This is a genomic window from Fictibacillus nanhaiensis, from assembly GCF_049537595.1.
GTDB classification, from domain to species: domain Bacteria; phylum Bacillota; class Bacilli; order Bacillales; family Fictibacillaceae; genus Fictibacillus; species Fictibacillus nanhaiensis_F.
This window is the reverse complement of sequence record NZ_JBMULM010000007.1, coordinates 1-18845: the sequence shown is the minus strand read 5'-3', so window position 1 is coordinate 18845 and position 18845 is coordinate 1. Positions and strand designations below refer to the sequence as shown.

The following is an 18845-nucleotide window of genomic DNA, read 5'->3' as shown; positions in this document are numbered from 1 at the left end:
TTTATTTTTACAATTCTAATGTTTGTGGTTCGTGTGCACCGTCATTCATAAGTCGAATCAAGCTTGGTTTGATTTCAAGCAAGATATAGTTGGGGTCATTCGGACCTTCAAAATAGTGTTTCATTTGGTCGTTCCAAAATTTTTCTTTCAACCCTTGATCATCTCGAATTGTAGCTGTACCTTCAATTTCAAGATATGGATCGTTGTATCCTTCACCATCATAGCCGACTAGTACGTGAACATTCGGGTTATCTTGAATTTCATCTGCTTTATGAGTCTCGATACTTGTTGGCGTGTAAAACGTAAGTTCATCGTGGAAGAAGGTCATATAGCGAGAATGTGGCTTGTTCTTCTTTACCGTTGCCAGCACGCCCGTCTGTTTTTTGTCTACTACTTCAAATACTTTATTTTTCATCTGCTCTTTATCCATGTCATCCACTCCTTAAAAGTTTGGCTCTATTATATCTACCTTTTAGGATGGAAAATAAAACATCATGTTATACATAGATTAAACAGAGAGTTTTATTTAGATAGGGACATTTGTTAAGCTTTCTCTTTCAACGGTCTCCATAAAATCATGAACGACTTTATTGTTGTTTTTGTCTCCAGCGATTTTTAACATCACTTTCCCTAAAAAGTTGATGCCTTTATTTGAACCTTCATAAATAAACTTGGTCGTATTTTCATCCATTTTTATAAGAGTGAACGCTGTTTGAATCTCAAATGCTTTTGCCAAGCTAAAGCCGATTTCTAGATACTTCCGGTTAACAGTATCTTCGTATGCCAATGTTTTTACAATATACGTTTCGATCCTGCGTCCCTCTTTGTAGGACTGCTTGTACGTAGAACCTACCACACCCTCTTTTCTCTCAATCGGTGTATGCTCAACAACGTTTGGCATGATCCTTTTAATATTCTCATCAGAAAAAAGCACCCAAACTCTTTCGATGTTTGCAGGTATCGTCCTCTCTTCTTTCCACGTTAGCATTTTTCATCCTCTTCCTTTCCCCATAATAAAAATTCATCGATCTCATCTATCGTCCCGTATAGTTCATCTATCTTTTGTTGAATATTTTTCTTTTTCTCGTTTAAGATCTGCTCCAGATTTTCAAAGGATTCATCTTCCATTACGGACTGCATCTCTTGGATGGTGAAGTTAAAGTTTCTTAAACGAGCTAAGATCATGGCGATTAAGTAAGAACCGTTATCGTAATATCGATACTTGTTCTTAGGATCGATAAAAACAGGCTCTAATAATTTCACTTCTGCATAATATCTAAGGGTTTCCTTGCTTAGTCCTGTCATATTAGAAAACTCGCTTACTCGATACATGGATCACTCACCACCTACTATTCCATCATAAACCGTGTTGTGCACCACATGGTCAATCTCTTTTTGATCTACCTTTCATTTTTCTCAAAATCATGATTATTCCTTCCTAAAATGAAGGATTTAATTTTGTTCAAAAGAATATAAACGAGAAAAGGAGGGAATTAAATGGCTTTTAAAAACTACGAGGAGTTCTGGCCTTTTTATTTATCTCAGCACAGCAAGGTTTCCACGAGAGCTTGGCACTTTATGGGTACTTCTTTTGTTTTTGTTTGTATCGCTCTTGCCATTTGGAAAAGTCCATGGTATTTGCTTCTTGCACCCTTGGTTGCATACGGGATCGCATGGTTTAGTCACTTTTTTATTGAAGGTAACAAACCCGCTACCTTTGGTCATCCCGTTTGGTCTTTACGTGCAGATTTTCGCATGTATCGGATGATTTTGTTCGGCCAGCTTAACAATGATTTAAAGAAATATGAAATTACGACTTCTCTATAGAAGAAAACCCCATTTTTCGTGCTGAAATGGGGTTTTTAAAATTCTATGGCAACCAAACATTACTCTTTATTTAAAATAATAATTTCACATTATTCAGACCGCACAATTATATTTTGCTCACAAAATTGTTTATAGAATAGAACTATCGTCAATCTATTCTTTCCCAGTTCGTTTACCTGCTTAGCTATAGGGGAATCACTCATATCTCAACGATTCCATCGGATCTAGTTTTGCTGCTTTTGCAGAAGGAAGCAAGGCAGCTAAGATGCTAATGATAACACTGACAACAATTCCTGTTAACATATTGCCTAAACTGATCTGAATCAGTTGAGTATCAAATAATTGTGTCATTACATTGTTACCCAAACCACCTATAACATTTGCCGCAATTACTCCTATAATTCCACCTGTTAATCCGAGCAAGACTGCTTCTGCAAAGAAGATCCGCTTAATGTCTTTTCTTCTCGCCCCTACGGCTCGAAGAATACCAATTTCCTTTGTCCGCTCTACAACGCTGATGTACAACACTACAATAATCATGATTGCCGATACGAGCAGAGAGATTCCTGCTACTCCAGCTAACACATTTGTAGCGATCTTCAGGTAATTCGTCACCTGACTTAGAATGTTTCCTACACCTGTTCCTGTAAAGCCAGCTTCTTCAAGATCTGCCTTAACCGCATCTACATTAGCTTTCTCATCTACTGTGACATCCAGTTGAGTTCCCGACAAGTTCATTTCTTGACTCAAATACATTTCTTCCAAGGTTTGATAAGATGTATAGGCTAAATCTTGGTTCATGCTTCCCTTAATGATTCCTGACACCTTCAGTTCTTTCGTCAGTATAACTGGTCGGTTTTTCTCATCTGTCGTGTTGATGTATAACTCCACTTTTTTTCCGACTAAGCTATTCTTTGATTCTGCCACTTTTTCCGCTGCTGTTTCTGATAACAACAACTCATTATCGTTAGGAAGTTCGCCTGCAACTAAGTCCCCTTTATTTACACTATCATTGAGCGTCTGGAACTGTACGATATTAACTGATGTATTATCATACACGAAGGAACTTCCCATCGTTAATGTGTAAACATTGTCCACCTTTTGAACATGAGGGATGCTTTGCACTTTTTCAATGTCTTCCTTCTTCAGTGGGACGGTTTCCTGTACAGGATTTGGCAGCTTTCCTTTACCATCACTCTCTTGCCCTTCTGGTGCTTTCGTCACTTGAATGAGATCCGGATTTAAGTTTGCATTGATTTCTTTATTTATATAATCGGTCACACCAGTCCCTAAACCCAGCATTAGGATGACACTCAAAATACCGATTGCTCCACCAAACGATACGAGCAAATTTCGTTTGAGATTTAACTTAATATTGTTAAAGGCCATTTTAATAGCTGCAGCGGGACGAAGATTTTTGGTTTTCACCTTTTGTTTCGTATCCGTTTCTCCATATGATGATCTTAACGATTCATCCTTGACGATGTTCCCGTCATCCATCGTGATGATTCTCGTTCCATAATCCGCTACCTTTTGTGAATGGGTGACCGTAATCACAAGCTTTCCTTGAGCAGCTATGCGATCCAGTAAATGCATGATTTGGTCACTGTTTTTCTTATCTAAAGCTCCGGTGGGTTCATCTGCTAAGATGATATCTGGATCATTGGACAGGGCACGAGCAATTGCGACTCTCTGCTTTTGTCCTCCTGAAAGCTGATTAGGTTTTTTAGTGAGGTGATCCCCTAACCCAAGTTCTGTTAAAACCTTCTTGGCTTTCTCTTCTCTTTCTGAAGTGTTCATATCTGTCATTTGCATGGTAAGAACAACGTTATCAAGGACCGACAGATGACTGATTAAGTTAAAACTTTGGAATATGAAACCAATCTTCAACTTACGGTATGCATCTAGATCATTTTCTTTCATTCCTTGCAGACTTTTTCCGTCTACTACAACATCTCCTTCAAAATCTCGGTCCATTCCCCCAATTATATTCATTAAGGTAGATTTACCGCTTCCTGATTCTCCAAGAATGGAAACAAATTCCCCCTTATTGATATTTACATCCACACCGTGCAGGACTTGTATCCTATCCTTTTTTCCAAGACGGTAGTACTTCTTAACGTTTGATAACTTTACATAACTCATATTCTTTCCCCCAATTTTTTTAGCGACTCTGTTCTAATTGTTCAAAGCTCTTAATTCGTTTTGCTCATCTTTTTCTTTTTTTAGGAATAATGACAGGATCATCGCACCGATAGCCAAAAATGAGGCAAACCAAAAAGCATTGTTATAACCGTGTAACATGGCCATTTCTTTAAAAGTTTGAGTAGACATCCCTTCCATTTGAATTGTATGGGATGAGTATCCTTTTGCAGTCATAGTCATGACTGTAATCAATACCGCTGTACCGATTGACCCTGATACTTGTTGCAAGGTATTCGCCATAGCTGATCCATGGGCACTCCATTTAACAGGAATTTGATTCAATCCATTAGTCATCACCGGCATCATGGCAAGAGATAGCCCAAACATCCTCAAGCTATAAATAGCAGACAAATAAAGGATAGAAGTATCCATAGACAGGTTTGTAAATAAAAAGGATGTGAGGGTAACAATAGCCAGTCCCGGTATTGCGAGCTTCCTTGCCCCCCATTTATCGAATAGCATCCCGGTTATAGGAGACATGATCCCCATCACAATGGCTCCAGGCAGGAGCATCATTCCTGATTGAAGAGGGCTGAATCCTCTTAGATCTTGCATATAAAGAGGCAACAGTGTCTCAGCACCAATCATCGAAACTATGACAACCATTGTAATAATTAGTGATATTGTAAAAGCCTTGTATTGAAACACCCTGAATTGGAGTAAGGGCTGTTTTATTCTGAGCTGCCTCCAAATGAAGATCCCTAAAGTGATTAAACCTCCAGTGATAAAGATGAGGACACTCTGGCTCGACCACCCGTTTTCTCCTGCGATACTGAACCCATACAGTAATCCTCCGAACCCCAATGATGAAAGAAGGATGGACAAAATATCGATTCTAGGGTAAGTGAGTTTTGTGACGTTCTTCACATAGATATAAGCGAGTACCATCACCAATGCCACGATAGGAAGGACTGTAAAGAACAACGCTCTCCATGAAAAGAATTCAAGCAGGATACCTGATAATGTCGGACCGATTGCAGGTCCAAAAGAAATAACAATACCTGCCCACCCCATCATGCGTCCTCTCTTCTCCTTTGGAATGACTGTTAAGATAACAGTCATCATAAGAGGGAGCATAATACCTGATCCCGAAGCCTGAATGATCCTAGCTGTCAAAAGCAGCAGAAAACTGTTAGAAACGGCTGCTAGCAAGGTACCTAAACCAAATAGCCCGATTGCCGTTAGAAAGAGCTTTCTTGTTGAAAACCTCTCGATAAGATAGGCGGAAATGGGAATCATAACCCCATTGGTAAGCAAGAAAGCGGTTGTTAACCACTGGACCTTATTTTCATTCAAGCCAAAGTCCTTCATTATAGAAGGTAAGGCTGTTGATAATAATGTTTCATTTAAAATCCCCATGAAAGCTCCTAGTAACATTACAGTGAACATGGGACCAAAACGGAAATCTTGTTGATTTATCATGCTTTCCCTCCTTTAGCTATTTAAGAAAGTATGAATGTATTGTGCAGTATCACGAGCACCTTTTTCTTTTTGCAGTTTCTTGCCTAATTCCCGCGCTTTTTCCGCAACAGACTTCTGTTGCATTTGAAGAATTCCATCTGTTAATCTCTCCACAGTGAGCTTTTTTCTAGGAATTGGTGCAGCGCCCACCCCTAATTCCTCGGTTCGTTTTCCCCATGCAAACTGATCGTTTCCATGAGGAACGACAACACTTGGAACCCCTGAATGAAATGCGGCTGCAGTTGTACCAGCCCCTCCGTGATGAATGACACCTGCAGTTTTTGGGAAAAGCCAGGTGTGAGGAATACTGTCAATAAAATACATGTCCTTGTATTCCTCTATATCATCAACTCGGTTCCATCCCATACCCAGAATCCCTCTTTGCCCTGTCTTTCGTAATGCCTCTACGACCAGCTTGGCAGTTTCATTCGCTTTCTCGTCGTAGATGCTTCCAAAGCCAACGTAAATAGGTGGCTTTCCGTTTTCAATAAAACGCACAAGTTCCTTTGGAGGTTCCCAATCAGTTAGATCTTCCTCCAAAAACCAGTAGCCCAGGCACTTCGTTTCTTCATTTGATTGCGGAAAAACGTGCTGGCTCATAGACATCACCGAAGCATGAACCTTTGTCGTTTCTTTAAGATAAGGATTCTTGAAATGTTTTGGTAGCTTTCCGAACTTTTCTTTCCAAAACTCACCGATTGGTGACTTTACCGTTAACCAAAATCCTCTTTCGAATATTTTATGTGTCAGAAGGTTTGCCGTTTTTCCCAATCTAAGTTGATAAAAAATGAGTGCCGGGTAATTTTTTGTAGCCGCCATAGGGAATGGCGTCGCAAGAATGGTTGGCACACCGAAGTACTCTCCCGCAAATTGTCCGATGGCTGCACCCGGATGATAGATAATTGCATCAGCTCCTTCACAGGCATCAAACAAATCCCTCTGCATGCCCATCTGCTTATCCTTAATATAAGGTTTCATCTTACGAAAGCTTGAAAAGAACTTAAGAGGGTTATCTGACTCAATGGAGCTTTTGGACATCTCACTTACTATCTTGGAGATGTCACCCTTTATGGGATGAAAGTTCAAACCGTGTAGCTCTACTAGTTCCCGATAATTTTCGAACGCTGCCAGTTTTACTTTGTACCCCATATGCATCAATTCTTTTCCTAGCGCAACGTATGGTTGAGTATCTCCTCTAGTACCAGTGGTTAATAATGTAATGTTCATTGTATTAAAAACCTCCCTTTCATAACAATTTAGTTAGACTAACTTACTTTTTGCCAAAAGAGGACATTCGCCTCTCTTGCCTATATGGAATTCTTTTTGTAGAAACCTTTAATTAACTTTTCCAAGGTTCCCTTGAACTGATCTACTTCTTCTGATGTCAATGATTGACTAATAAAAGCCACATAGTCTTCCAATGCCTGTTGATTCAGCTGTATAAAAGTCTTACTTGCCTCTGTCAGGGCAACGTGGTAAATCCTTTTATCTTGGGTGGATTGACTTTTCTTTGCATATCCCAAGGAAACTAATTTATTAATTCCGGTTGTTGCAGATGCTTTGGTAATATTCAATTCTTCAGCAATCTCACTTATGGTTGGATTATTAAGCTTTCCGATAGCTTGAATATATTGAATCTGATTTACACTTAAGTTTGAGACACCCGCTGTCTTAATCGTTTCTTTCACTAACTTTTTAAAAGAAGTATCAAGAGTTATAATAAACTCCCTTAAGATTTTATCTAACAAGATATCACCTCTGAGCAACAAATTAGTTTGACAAACTAACTATATTTCATTGCATTGATTTTGTCAATCTTTCATGGAGAACTTTTTTATCCGTTTTTTTTTGTTTGGTAAGCCTAGTAGCCGTATAATAACGAAATATGAAAAAACTTCTTACTATAGCTTTTCATCTTTCTTAATCGTTCTGAAATTTATCTAATCATTTACACACATAATTATTTATTCACGTTATATTTAATAATTTCACATTAAATACATAATATTCACGTAAAGAGATTCACGTTAGTTTCAAACTGCAACAATTAAAACAAAAAAACCTGTATCACTACAGGTTTTTTTGTCAAACAAGATATCCTATTCAACTGTTACTGACTTCGCAAGGTTACGCGGCTTATCTACGTCACAGTCGCGGTGAAGCGCTGCGTAGTAAGAGATCAGCTGCATTGGAAGTACAGATACTAACGGCGTCAAGTAAGGGTGGATCTTAGGAAGTACGACGCGGTCGCCTTCTTCTTGCAGACCATCCATAGAGATCACGCATGTGTAAGCGCCACGTGCCGCTACTTCTTTCACGTTACCACGGATGCTTAAGTTAACATGCTCTTGAGTTGCAAGAGCGATAACTGGTGTACCGTCTTCGATCAATGCGATCGTACCGTGCTTTAATTCTCCTCCAGCAAAACCTTCTGCTTGAATGTAAGAGATCTCTTTTAATTTTAGGGCAGCTTCTAAACATACGTAGAAGTCAGCAGCACGCCCGATGAAGAATGCGTTACGAGTTACAGCTAAGAACTCACGTGCGATCTTCTCCATCTCTTCTTTTTGGTCACAAAGAACTTCCATCGCGTTTGCAACAATCGCAAGCTCTTGAAGCGGGTTGAAGTCTAACTCGATGCCTTTTGCACGAGCAGAGTCAACTGCTAGAATCGCAAGTACTGCAATTTGAGCTGTGTATGCTTTCGTTGATGCTACTGCGATCTCAGGACCTGCATACAAGTTAAGCGTGTAGTTTGCTTCACGAGAAAGTGTAGATCCTGGAACGTTCGTGATGGTTAATGCTTTGTGTCCAAGTCTCTTCACTTCAACTAATACGGCACGGCTGTCTGCAGTCTCACCAGATTGTGAGATGAAGATGAACAACGGCTTTTGTGATAAAAGCGGCATGTTGTAAACAAACTCACTCGCGATGTGTGCTTCAACTGGAATGTTCGCAATGTTTTCAATCAGCTGTTTTCCAACAAGACCTGCATGGTAGCTCGTTCCGCAAGCGATGATATATACACGGTCCGCATCTTTCATAGCAGCACGGATATCATCATCCAGCTTAAGATCGCCATTTTCGTTTTGGTATTGATTGATGATGTTACGCATTACGAAAGGCTGCTCATCGATTTCTTTTAACATGAAATGAGGATACGTGCCTTTTTCGATGTCGCTTGCATCTAATTCAGCTGTATATGGTGCGCGCTCAATAACTGTACCGTCAAGCGTTTTGATCGTATAGCTGTCGCTTGTCACGATTACGATTTCTTTATCCATTAATTCAACATATTGGTCGGTTTGAGAAAGCATAGCCATTGCGTCACTCGCAATAACATTAAAGCCTTCACCTTTACCTACCAATAAAGGGCTCTTGTTCTTACCAACATAGATGGTTTCAGGGTTTTGGTTGTCGATTAGTCCGATCGCATAAGAACCTTTTAACTCAGACAATGTACGACGGAATGCTTCTTCCACTTCCATGCCTTCATTCACAAAGTATTCTACAAGCTGAACGATAACTTCTGTATCTGTTTCAGACAACAATTCAACACCTGAGATGTATTGTTTCTTCACCTGTTCATAGTTCTCGATTACACCGTTGTGTACGAGTGTAAAGCGTTCTGTTGAACTTTGATGTGGATGAGAGTTAACTCTGCTTGGAACTCCGTGTGTTGCCCAGCGTGTATGTCCGATACCAACGGATGCTTCTACTCCAAGATCTACGTTTTCACGAAGATTTGCAATACGTCCTTTTTCTTTAAAAACATGAACTCCGTCTTCATTAAGTACAGCGATACCAGCTGAGTCATATCCGCGGTATTCTAATTTTTCTAATCCGCGTAAAAGGATTTCCTTCGCGTCATTATTCCCAATATATCCAACGATTCCACACATAAATAAGCGTCCTCCTTAAAGCCATCACACTCTGCTGACGGCTTTCATAAGGGGGCCGTGAGCGGGGCTCACAACCCCACCTATGTTCTCTATTTTTATTTTTTTCACTTGCTTTCGTCTTTGTACAGGAAGTCACCTTACCTGGTTTGAACAAAAGCTTACGGAAGTGATGTTCCGAGAGGCATCCGCCGAAATATCGATGAACCTCTTCCTCGTCAACTGCTTTTTTTCCGGTCAGCAGTTCAGGCGCTTTGGATGAATGATTAGCTGTAAACTCCTTCCTTTTATTTGAAGTAAACAAAAATAATCATACACGGGTTTTTCAAAACCGTCAATTCTTATTCTTTCCCGATTTTAGAAAAACTTGAAACATAAAGTTCCATATTATAAAAATATGCATACACAGCTCTTCCGGTGAGCCGCATATGCATATGTTTCGTGCCCTTTTTTATTTTATGAGGGACAGTATCTTTTTAATTTATACGAGCTCAGCCTTTACTACTTCTACGATTTTCTCTGCATGCTCTTGGCAAAGTTCTTCTGTTGGAGCTTCAACCATTACACGCACGAGTGGCTCCGTTCCAGAAGGACGTACAAGCACTCGGCCGTTTCCTTCAAGCTCTGTTTCTACATTATCGATCGCCGCTTTGATCGCATCGTTTCCGTTCAATTTAGACTTATCCGCTACTTTCACATTGATAAGAAGCTGAGGGAATTTAGCCATCTCACCTGCAAGCTCGGATAGTGGCTTTCCAGTTGCTTTTAAGATCGAAGCAAGCTGGATTCCAGATAGAAGCCCGTCTCCAGTTGTCGTGTAATCTAAGAAGATGATATGACCAGACTGCTCTCCACCAAGGTTAAAGTCGTTTTTTCGCATCTCTTCCATTACATAACGGTCGCCTACAGCAGTTTGTGCCGATTTCATCTCGTTAGCTTCTACAGCCTTATAGAAACCTAAGTTACTCATTACTGTTGAAACAACTGTATCCTGCTTCAAACGTCCTTGCTCTTTCAGGTGCTTTGCACAGATGAACATGATTTGGTCTCCATCGACGATGTTTCCTTTTTCATCGATCGCGATCAAACGGTCTCCATCACCGTCAAATGCAAGCCCCATATCGCAGCCTTTTTCTTTTACAAGTTCAGCAAGCTTCTCAGGGTGTGTACTTCCTACACCTTCATTGATGTTTAAGCCGTTCGGACTTGTGCCCATCGTTGAGATGTCTGCTTCAAGATCAGCAAACAGATGTGGTGCATGCGACGATGTCGCTCCGTGCGCGCAATCTAAAGCGATATGAAGACCAGAAAAATCTCCAGGAATCGTTTGTTTCAGATAATGCATATACTTTTGGCCGCCTTCAAAATAATCGCTGACAGACCCTAAGTCTCCGCCTACAGGACGAGGAAGTTCATCTTTTTCATTATCTAATAGTGCTTCGATTTCTGCTTCTTGCTCATCTAACAATTTGAAGCCATCTGCTCCAAAGAATTTAATACCGTTATCTGCTACCGGGTTATGCGAAGCTGAAATCATAACGCCTGCTTGTGCGCCTAATGCTTTTGTTAAGAATGCAACTCCAGGAGTAGAGATCACACCTAAACGCATTACTTCCGCACCGATCGATAGAAGTCCCGCTACAAGAGCACCCTCTAGCATCTGCCCAGAAATACGTGTGTCACGTCCGATCAAGATTTTAGGTCTTTCTGTATTTTTTGTTAGGACATATCCTCCAAAGCGCCCTAATTTAAATGCTAATTCAGGCGTAAGTTCTGTATTTGCAACTCCTCTAACTCCGTCGGTACCAAAATATTTTCCCATTATTGCTCTCTCCTTCAACTATTGACTGCTAGTTTCTGTTTGAATTTCCACACTGGCTTCCTGAACTGTACCTGTCAGTTCAACATCCCCTGGGTTTTTCCAATCTATCTTCACTTTATGTGTTCCTTGATCGAGTGAACTCACATCTACGATTCCTTGCAGATCTGACTTTTTAAGAGAGTTAAGCACACTCTTTTTTCCTCTTACCGTTACATCGACAACTCCACCTGCTGGATCTAGGAACGTTGCTTGTTTATTAGCGTCACTTCCGAGCAGTGTTAATGAAACATCACTAAACGTTTTTGTCGACTCTTGATCGGCTTCTGGTTCTGCTTCCGTTTCGGCATCTGCTTCTGTTTCCGTCTCAGTACCCGTTTCTTCAACGTTAACATCTACCGTTATTTCTTTTAGAGAAACTTCGTCGATCCCATCGGGGACAGGAACATCAACAGTAAGTGTCGTATCTTTTTTGACCTCACTTAAATCTATAGTTATCTCTTTAAAAGAATCAATTTTTTCTAGAGAAGTTGTTTTACCTGTTAATGTAATCTCACTCGGATTCGATGTAATCGATTGAAGAGAAAGTCCCTCATCTAATTTCCCTGTCGTTTCGATAGATATGGGTACCGTTTTCTTTGGCTTATTGATCGGAACGGACACTTCAGCTACTCCTGGATTGATCTGAACATCGATTAAATCTCCTTGTTGATTGTATGCACGCAGAGGAACTTTTGTTTGAATCGCTTCATCTGCATCCGTTACGTCAACAAACCCTGTGATGAATGAGATCTGATCGATCATCCCTTCGGCACCTGTCACATCAACCGTTCTCGGTGAGAACTCAACTTCACCTGCTGTATATCCTTCAGGCATTTTTCTTTTGTTCTTCAAGTCCACGTTCACGTTCATTTCTTTTGTTACCTTATTATGCAGAATAACATCTACATAATCTGGATTAATCTTAGCCTTTACACCCTCAGGCAGACCTTGAACTTGAACTTTTACCCGCTTGTTCCCGGGTTTCATATTCGTAAGGTCAATATAGACTTCAAATTCTTTATCTACTTTTGTCGCTTTTGTAATCAAACGGCTGGATCCTGTTAAAGTAAGATCAACCGATGATGGCATATCAGTAAGTACATATTGATTGTCATCAAAGTATGGTTTGATCTGTACGTTCTCGATCGTCTCACTTTCGGTATACATTTTAGAGAATATTGAATTGTTCGCTGCTTCTTCCTGCGTCTCCATCGTTACGATCGTATACATCATGAGGGCTAGGAGGAAAGCAATAATTTTTACAAACCATGAACTACTAAGGAGTTTGTCCATTTTTCTTTCCCCTCCAATTCCAGCGAGTTGAGGAAGTGGACTTGTTGGCAATAATCAATTCTGCGTTTAACAAATTTCTTAAAGACTCTTCGTCCAGGTTACGATAGATCTCTCCGTTTTTCGTAAGTGAAATCGTACCTGTTTCCTCAGAAACGATAACCGTTATGGCATCTGTTACTTCACTGATCCCTAATGCAGCTCTATGTCTTGTTCCAAGTTCTTTTGAAACAAACGGACTTTCTGTTAAGGGTAAATAGCAACCTGCTGCATAGATCTGACTTTGTTTAATGATCACAGCTCCATCATGTAAAGGAGTGTTTGGCACAAAAATATTTGTCAATAACTCAGAAGATAAATGCGCTTTAATGGGTATCCCTGTTTCCACATATTCACTCAATCCCGTTTCTCGCTCGATCGACATGATTGCTCCTATTCGTCGCTTAGACATATAGTTCGTCGATTTACAGATCGCGGCAATGGCTTTTTCCGTCTCTTCTTCTTCAGGCAGACCTGTACGAGAAAAGAACTTTCCACGTCCAAGCTGCTCTAGTGCTCGTCTTAACTCTGGCTGGAAAATGATGATGATGGCAAGAAGACCGTATGTAATCACTTTGTCCATAAGCCACGACATCGTTCTAAGATCGAATGAACTACTTAGAAACCAAACGACGATAATCACGGTTATCCCTTTTAGCAATTGAACAGCTTTCGTACCGCGAATCAGCATGATAAGCTTATAGATCACATAGGTTACTAACAAGATATCTATGATCTGAGTAATGTAATTGAATATATTAAAATCAGCGATTGGTAACATAAATTCCCTCCCAACCCAGTTTGTTTTCCAAGTTGAAGTATTTAGTGGTTCTTAGATGATATTGTTTCTTTGAAAAATAGTATTCCTTTTAACACTGCTTAAAATAATTTTTTAACCTACTTATTATAGCATACCTCAATATAAAGAAAACTTGGCATGACATTCACATGTTTTACTCATGTTGCTTTGATGAAGTTTTTTATTTAGTAAATCTGAACAAGAAAAAAAGCCGTGTGAGAACGGCTTTCATTATGAGTATCAATCATTGCTTCATCATTCGTACTAACTAAAGATTTCAACTTATACCATACCCATTCGACCACTTGACCAATTTCCTGACTGTGGCCAGTTACTTCCCCAGCCGAAGCAAGATATTGATCGCCTTTTATGACCGTTACGTCACCTTCGACTCTGCCTTCTATTCGAACATCGGCATTCTCTACAACTAGATCGCCTTTAATGGTTTCTCCAGCAGGAACGACAACTACGCGTTCATTCTTTTTGATTTGCAGGTTTCCTTCGCCTTTTACAACGGCGAGGTCTTGTTGATTATAGCTTGTGAACACAGATGCTGCCATAAAGAACACAAAGATCGCTGCAGCTGTAAGAGCAGGATGGCTCTTCATCCAGCGCATCCACTTCACTTGTTGTTTCTCTTTAGGTAATTTAGCCATCACAGCCTCTGTAAAGCCCTCTGGTGCCTTAATATGGGATTGCAACTGCAATTCCTTCAGTGTAACCGTCAGCAGCTCAAACTCTTCTCTACACGTCTCACAATCCTTAAGATGATTGTGAAAGTTTTGTTCTTCTTCTTTTGTTGCATCACCATCAAGTACTTTATTCATTAATTCATCATATACGGAAGCTTCACAATGCATTTTTATCACCTCGTTTTAACAACCATTTGAAATACTTTCTTCAACGCTTCCCGACCTCGATGTATACGAGTTTTTACTGTTGGAACGGGTATGTCCATAATCTTGCTGATCTCTTCTAACGAGAGATCTTCAACGTATTTTAAAAGAATAGCCGTCCTGTATTTTTCAGGAAGCTTCATGATCTCTGCCTGAAGTTCATTCCACTCTTCATTCTCTGTAACCACTTCTTCAGGTAAAGGCTCTTCGCTAGAAAGCTGACTATACATCGTAGCACCATCTGTTCCTGGTACTTCTGCATCCAGATAATAATCTGGCTTCTTCTTCCTTAACCTGTCGATACAAAGATTTGTAGCGATACGAAAAATCCAGGTTGAAAATTTGTATTCACTGTTGTACTTACTTATATTACGGTAAGCTCTTAAAAAAGTTTCTTGTGCTAGATCTTCTGCTTCATGTCCATTGCCGACCATCCGGAAACAATGCCGGTATATTTTATCTTTAAACAGGTCCACAATGCCTTCAAACGCTTCTTGGTCCCCTTTTTTAACCTGGGTCACCATATTCGCTATTAAGGCGTCCATTATCTTATCACCACTCGGATTTTATTTACGTACCAGCATTTCATAAGTTTCAAATCTTTTCATATTTTTTTATTTTATCATGTTGCAGAATTTGACGAAATAAAAAGGTATTTTTTTCTAAATAATGCGTTTTAAATAAATCAGACCTGGGAATATTAATCATATAAAATATTATGCTGAGGCAGAAAGGGGTAGTTTGTATGCACAGAGATTTATTAATTGAACAGATCGAACACTCCAGGCAGCAAATGAATGAACTCTCAAAACACCTTCCACTAATCGCACAAGAAGTAGTTGAACTCTCACAAGAGATCGATCACCTGCTTAACCAATATCAGCGCATAAATGAAAAAGAACAGTTGCATCTATAAAGAGGCAACTGTTTTTATTTTGTCTTCATCTATTATAGTAGTTTCTCTCCAAATAAAGAACCCATTAAAGCGACAGCAACCGTTGCTGTCTTGTTCTTTTCATCTAAAATAGGATTAACTTCTACAAATTCCGCTGAAGTGATGACTTCCGCTTCAGCAAGCATTTCCATCGCTAAGTGACTCTCTCTATAGCTGATTCCTCCAAGTACCGGAGTTCCAACACCAGGTGCATCATGTGGATCAAGTCCATCTAGATCAAGACTTAAGTGAACACCATCTGTATGTGCTAAGTATTCAATCGTCTCTTCCATAACTTTCGCCATGCCTAGACGATCCACCTCATGCATCGTATATACTTTAATTCCTTTTTCTTTGATCAGCTCACGCTCTCCTTCATCTAATGAACGTGCTCCAATAATCACAATATTTTCAGGTTTGATCTTTGGTGTGTAGTCGCTTATGTTTGTAAGCCTTTCATGGCCAATACCAATACTTACAGCAAGAGGCATTCCATGAATGTTTCCGCTCGGAGATGTATCCGCTGTATTCAAGTCTCCATGCGCATCATACCAAATGACGCCTAGATTCTCGTAGTGCTTAGAAACCCCAGCCAATGTACCAATGGCGATACTATGGTCTCCGCCTAATACAAGTGGAAACTTCTTATTCGAGATTACAGTTGATACTGTTTGTGAAAGCTTTTCACTGGCTTCAATGACACCTTTTAAATTTTTTAGATTACCTTCGTTTTCAATACTTTGTTTTTCTGGACGAGCAATATCTATATCACCAAAATCTTCTACACGATAATCCAGGTTTTCAAGTCGTTCAACAACACCCGCATATCGAATCGCACTCGGCCCCATATCCACACCGCGGCGCATTTGTCCTAAATCCATCGGTACACCGATTACTGTAATATCTTTCAACATTTTTTCTTCCTCCCTTATGAAAAAACAAAAACATGAAAATCTAACTCTATTGTAGCTGTAAGGGATTTCATGGTTCAACTGGACAAAATATTGCATAGATATACCGAAAAGAAAGCGCTTTCGGACTTTGATTACATATTTATGAGGTTCGGGGATTCTTAAGTATAAAAAAAGACCAGAGAAGAATCTGGTCTATAGAATAAATTTGTTTGGATTCATCATCTTTTTGAAGTAGCAGGAGCTTGAAAATCGCGAAAAATGAATTGGACAGATTAAGTTGTAGATTGGACAAATTATGGTTCGAATCGGACAGATTATGTGATCAATCCGACAGATAACTGTAACCTACAAAAAAATCACTTCGATGAAGACTGTGTTTTTTTGTATACGCAGCTATTCGGGTTGTGCATTGCCACCTTTTACTGTCCACTATTACACTTTTACTGTCCACTTTCGATAATTTACTGTCCACTTTTAATTTCCCTAGTGTTTTACCTCTTCACATAGAATTCAATCAGCAAATAAAAAAACTTCAGGCATCGCCTGAAGTATAATGATTATGTATATGGTGGAGCTTAGCGGGATCGAACCGCTGACCTCCTGCGTGCAAGGCAGGCGCTCTCCCAGCTGAGCTAAAGCCCCGAAGAAATAAATGGAGCGGGTGATGAGAATCGAACTCACGACCAGAGCTTGGAAGGCTCTTGTTTTACCACTAAACTACACCCGCATATTCTATTAGTATCGTCTAACTTTTGTATCGTTAAACATAAGATGGTGGAGGGGGACGGATTCGAACCGCCGAACCCGGAGGGAGCGGATTTACAGTCCGCCGCGTTTAGCCACTTCGCTACCCCTCCACATAAAAAAAGAGAGTTACTCTTCAAGCACTTCTTTGTGCTGTGTGTCTACTATCAAAGAAAGTAAACATGGTGCCGGCTAGAGGACTTGAACCCCCAACCTACTGATTACAAGTCAGTTGCTCTACCAATTGAGCTAAACCGGCAAGCAAAAAAAATGGTGGAGGATGACGGGTTCGAACCGCCGACCCCCTGCTTGTAAGGCAGGTGCTCTCCCAGCTGAGCTAATCCTCCAAAGTATTTATAAGAAATGGTGACCCGTACGGGATTCGAACCCGTGTTACCGCCGTGAAAGGGCGGTGTCTTAACCGCTTGACCAACGGGCCATAACTGTTTGTTTTAAGTATGATATGGAGCTTCCAACCGGGCTCGAACCGGTGACCTCTTCCTTACCATGGAAGCACTCTACCTGCTGAGCTATGGAAGCAAGTAAAAATGGCTCCACAGGCAGGACTCGAACCTGCGACCGATCGGTTAACAGCCGATAGCTCTACCACTGAGCTACTGTGGAATAATGAAATGAAAATCCACAACTAAGTTGGAATTTTGAGATTATAGCCCAGCGACGTCCTACTCTAACAGGGGGAAACCCCCAACTACCATCGGCGCTAAAGAGCTTAACTTCCGTGTTCGGTATGGGAACGGGTGTGACCTCTTTGCCATCATCACTGGACCTAGTTACTTATGTAACACTCTCAAAATCATTTATCCTGTTGGGACAAGATAAATTTTATTATATTTTAAAACATTTTGCAAGAGAAATTTTTAATGATTTTCATCACTTTTTATGTTCTCTCAAAACTAGATACGACGTTTCCAAACGTTATGCATTTTAAGGATAAGCCCTCGACCGATTAGTATCTGTCAGCTCCACGTGTCACCACGCTTCCACACCAGACCTATCAACCTCATCATCTCTAAGGGGTCTTACTCACTTGCGTGATGGGAAATCTCATCTTGAGGGGGGCTTCATGCTTAGATGCTTTCAGCACTTATCCCGTCCACACGTAGCTACCCAGCTATGCCCCTGGCGGAACAACTGGTACACCAGCGGTGTGTCCATCCCGGTCCTCTCGTACTAAGGACAGCTCCTCTCAAATTTCCTGCGCCCGCGACGGATAGGGACCGAACTGTCTCACGACGTTCTGAACCCAGCTCGCGTACCGCTTTAATGGGCGAACAGCCCAACCCTTGGGACCTACTTCAGCCCCAGGATGCGATGAGCCGACATCGAGGTGCCAAACCTCCCCGTCGATGTGGACTCTTGGGGGAGATAAGCCTGTTATCCCCAGGGTAGCTTTTATCCGTTGAGCGATGGCCCTTCCATGCGGAACCACCGGATCACTAAGCCCGACTTTCGTCCCTGCTCGACTTGTAGGTCTCGCAGTCAAGCTCCCTTGTGCCTTTACACTCTGCGAATGATTTCCAACCATTCTGAGGGAACCTTTGGGCGCCTCCGTTACTGTTTAGGAGGCGACCGCCCCAGTCAAACTGCCCACCTGACACTGTCTCCGAACCGGATTACGGTCCAAGGTTAGAATTTCAATACAGCCAGGGTAGTATCCCACCGACGCCTCCACCGAAGCTGGCGCTCCGGCTTCTCAGGCTCCTACCTATCCTGTACAAGCTGTACCAAAATCCAATATCAAGTTGCAGTAAAGCTCCATGGGGTCTTTCCGTCCTGTCGCGGGTAACCTGCATCTTCACAGGTACTATAATTTCACCGGGTCTCTCGTTGAGACAGTATCCAAGTCGTTACACCTTTCGTGCGGGTCGGAACTTACCCGACAAGGAATTTCGCTACCTTAGGACCGTTATAGTTACGGCCGCCGTTTACTGGGGCTTCAATTCAGAGCTTCTCCC

16 protein-coding genes, 8 tRNA genes and 2 rRNA genes are annotated in these 18845 nt (G+C 40.9%); 2 read left to right on the top strand and 24 right to left on the bottom strand.

Translation table 11 applies throughout. The features are described from left to right. Positions 1 to 7: 7 nt before the first annotated feature. From ACOZ9X_RS19765 to ACOZ9X_RS19755, 3 genes are all read right to left on the bottom strand, one after another. The gene (locus ACOZ9X_RS19765) at positions 8 to 430 is read right to left on the bottom strand and encodes a pyridoxamine 5'-phosphate oxidase family protein (protein ID WP_423419678.1); all 423 of its coding nucleotides are present in this window, start codon (positions 428 to 430) and stop codon (positions 8 to 10) included. A gap of 96 nt (positions 431 to 526) precedes the next feature. Then, on the bottom strand, positions 527 to 988 hold the full coding sequence (locus ACOZ9X_RS19760; protein WP_423419677.1) for an SRPBCC family protein: 462 nt from the start codon (positions 986 to 988) through the stop codon (positions 527 to 529). Then, positions 982 to 1332 (bottom strand): MerR family transcriptional regulator, encoded by a 351-nt coding sequence (locus ACOZ9X_RS19755; protein ID WP_423419676.1) that lies wholly within the window; start codon positions 1330 to 1332, stop codon positions 982 to 984. Before ACOZ9X_RS19755 ends, ACOZ9X_RS19760 begins: the two co-directional genes overlap by 7 nt. 165 nt (positions 1333 to 1497) lie before the next feature. Here ACOZ9X_RS19755 and ACOZ9X_RS19750 point away from each other — a divergent pair, with 165 nt between their 5' ends. Then, the gene (locus ACOZ9X_RS19750; protein ID WP_423419675.1) at positions 1498 to 1827 is read left to right on the top strand and encodes an Mpo1-like protein; all 330 of its coding nucleotides are present in this window, start codon (positions 1498 to 1500) and stop codon (positions 1825 to 1827) included. 195 nt (positions 1828 to 2022) lie between these two features. On the opposite strand, the gene ACOZ9X_RS19745 is transcribed toward ACOZ9X_RS19750, so the two are convergent. The 10 genes from ACOZ9X_RS19745 to sigW form a co-directional block, all read right to left on the bottom strand. Then, on the bottom strand, positions 2023 to 3972 hold the full coding sequence (locus tag ACOZ9X_RS19745) for an ATP-binding cassette domain-containing protein (protein WP_423419674.1): 1950 nt from the start codon (positions 3970 to 3972) through the stop codon (positions 2023 to 2025). A 33-nt stretch (positions 3973 to 4005) separates the two neighbouring features. Then, the gene (locus tag ACOZ9X_RS19740) at positions 4006 to 5454 is read right to left on the bottom strand and encodes an MDR family MFS transporter (RefSeq protein WP_423419673.1); all 1449 of its coding nucleotides are present in this window, start codon (positions 5452 to 5454) and stop codon (positions 4006 to 4008) included. Between the two features lie 12 nt (positions 5455 to 5466). Further along, the gene (locus ACOZ9X_RS19735; RefSeq protein WP_423419672.1) at positions 5467 to 6720 is read right to left on the bottom strand and encodes a glycosyltransferase; all 1254 of its coding nucleotides are present in this window, start codon (positions 6718 to 6720) and stop codon (positions 5467 to 5469) included. Positions 6721 to 6800: 80 nt separating this feature from the next. Next, entirely contained in the window at positions 6801 to 7241 is a 441-nt protein-coding gene (locus ACOZ9X_RS19730) for a MarR family winged helix-turn-helix transcriptional regulator (protein WP_423419671.1), read from the bottom strand. Positions 7242 to 7592: 351 nt separating this feature from the next. Beyond that, positions 7593 to 9395, bottom strand: a complete 1803-nt coding sequence (glmS, locus tag ACOZ9X_RS19725) for a glutamine--fructose-6-phosphate transaminase (isomerizing) (protein ID WP_423419670.1) — start codon at positions 9393 to 9395, stop codon at positions 7593 to 7595. 478 nt (positions 9396 to 9873) lie between these two features. Then, positions 9874 to 11214: a phosphoglucosamine mutase gene (gene glmM, locus ACOZ9X_RS19720; RefSeq protein ID WP_423419669.1), complete on the bottom strand. Its 1341-nt coding sequence runs from the start codon at positions 11212 to 11214 to the stop codon at positions 9874 to 9876. Between the two features lie 18 nt (positions 11215 to 11232). Continuing rightward, entirely contained in the window at positions 11233 to 12546 is a 1314-nt protein-coding gene (locus ACOZ9X_RS19715) for a CdaR family protein (protein ID WP_423419668.1), read from the bottom strand. Continuing rightward, a complete protein-coding gene (cdaA, locus tag ACOZ9X_RS19710) occupies positions 12530 to 13363 on the bottom strand; it encodes a diadenylate cyclase CdaA (protein ID WP_191755167.1) in 834 nt (277 codons plus the stop codon). Before cdaA ends, ACOZ9X_RS19715 begins: the two co-directional genes overlap by 17 nt. A 203-nt stretch (positions 13364 to 13566) precedes the next feature. Then, positions 13567 to 14241 (bottom strand): anti-sigma factor family protein, encoded by a 675-nt coding sequence (locus ACOZ9X_RS19705; RefSeq protein WP_423419667.1) that lies wholly within the window; start codon positions 14239 to 14241, stop codon positions 13567 to 13569. Between the two features lie 5 nt (positions 14242 to 14246). Further along, the gene (sigW, locus tag ACOZ9X_RS19700) at positions 14247 to 14822 is read right to left on the bottom strand and encodes an RNA polymerase sigma factor SigW (protein WP_144704627.1); all 576 of its coding nucleotides are present in this window, start codon (positions 14820 to 14822) and stop codon (positions 14247 to 14249) included. 200 nt (positions 14823 to 15022) lie between these two features. On the opposite strand from sigW, the gene ACOZ9X_RS19695 reads away from it, so the two are divergent. Beyond that, complete coding sequence (locus ACOZ9X_RS19695; protein ID WP_171005666.1) at positions 15023 to 15193, top strand: aspartyl-phosphate phosphatase Spo0E family protein; 171 nt, start codon at positions 15023 to 15025, stop codon at positions 15191 to 15193. Positions 15194 to 15225: 32 nt separating this feature from the next. On the opposite strand, the gene rocF is transcribed toward ACOZ9X_RS19695, so the two are convergent. The 11 genes from rocF to ACOZ9X_RS19640 all read right to left on the bottom strand — a co-directional run. Beyond that, the gene (gene rocF, locus ACOZ9X_RS19690; protein WP_423419666.1) at positions 15226 to 16125 is read right to left on the bottom strand and encodes an arginase; all 900 of its coding nucleotides are present in this window, start codon (positions 16123 to 16125) and stop codon (positions 15226 to 15228) included. Between the two features lie 566 nt (positions 16126 to 16691). Then, positions 16692 to 16767: transfer RNA gene (locus ACOZ9X_RS19685), tRNA-Ala, on the bottom strand. Positions 16768 to 16778: 11 nt separating this feature from the next. Then, a tRNA-Gly gene (locus ACOZ9X_RS19680) sits at positions 16779 to 16852 on the bottom strand. A 45-nt stretch (positions 16853 to 16897) separates the two neighbouring features. Continuing rightward, a tRNA-Tyr gene (locus ACOZ9X_RS19675) sits at positions 16898 to 16982 on the bottom strand. 70 nt (positions 16983 to 17052) lie between these two features. Beyond that, a tRNA-Thr gene (locus ACOZ9X_RS19670) sits at positions 17053 to 17128 on the bottom strand. A 12-nt stretch (positions 17129 to 17140) separates the two neighbouring features. Beyond that, positions 17141 to 17216 (bottom strand) — tRNA-Val (locus ACOZ9X_RS19665). Positions 17217 to 17233: 17 nt separating this feature from the next. Further along, a tRNA-Glu gene (locus ACOZ9X_RS19660) sits at positions 17234 to 17308 on the bottom strand. 25 nt (positions 17309 to 17333) lie between these two features. Beyond that, a tRNA-Thr gene (locus ACOZ9X_RS19655) sits at positions 17334 to 17409 on the bottom strand. A 9-nt stretch (positions 17410 to 17418) separates the two neighbouring features. Next, a tRNA-Asn gene (locus tag ACOZ9X_RS19650) sits at positions 17419 to 17493 on the bottom strand. 46 nt (positions 17494 to 17539) lie between these two features. Beyond that, positions 17540 to 17655 (bottom strand): 5S ribosomal RNA (gene rrf / locus ACOZ9X_RS19645). 161 nt (positions 17656 to 17816) lie between these two features. Next, a 23S ribosomal RNA gene (locus tag ACOZ9X_RS19640) occupies positions 17817 to 18845 on the bottom strand; the annotation flags it as partial.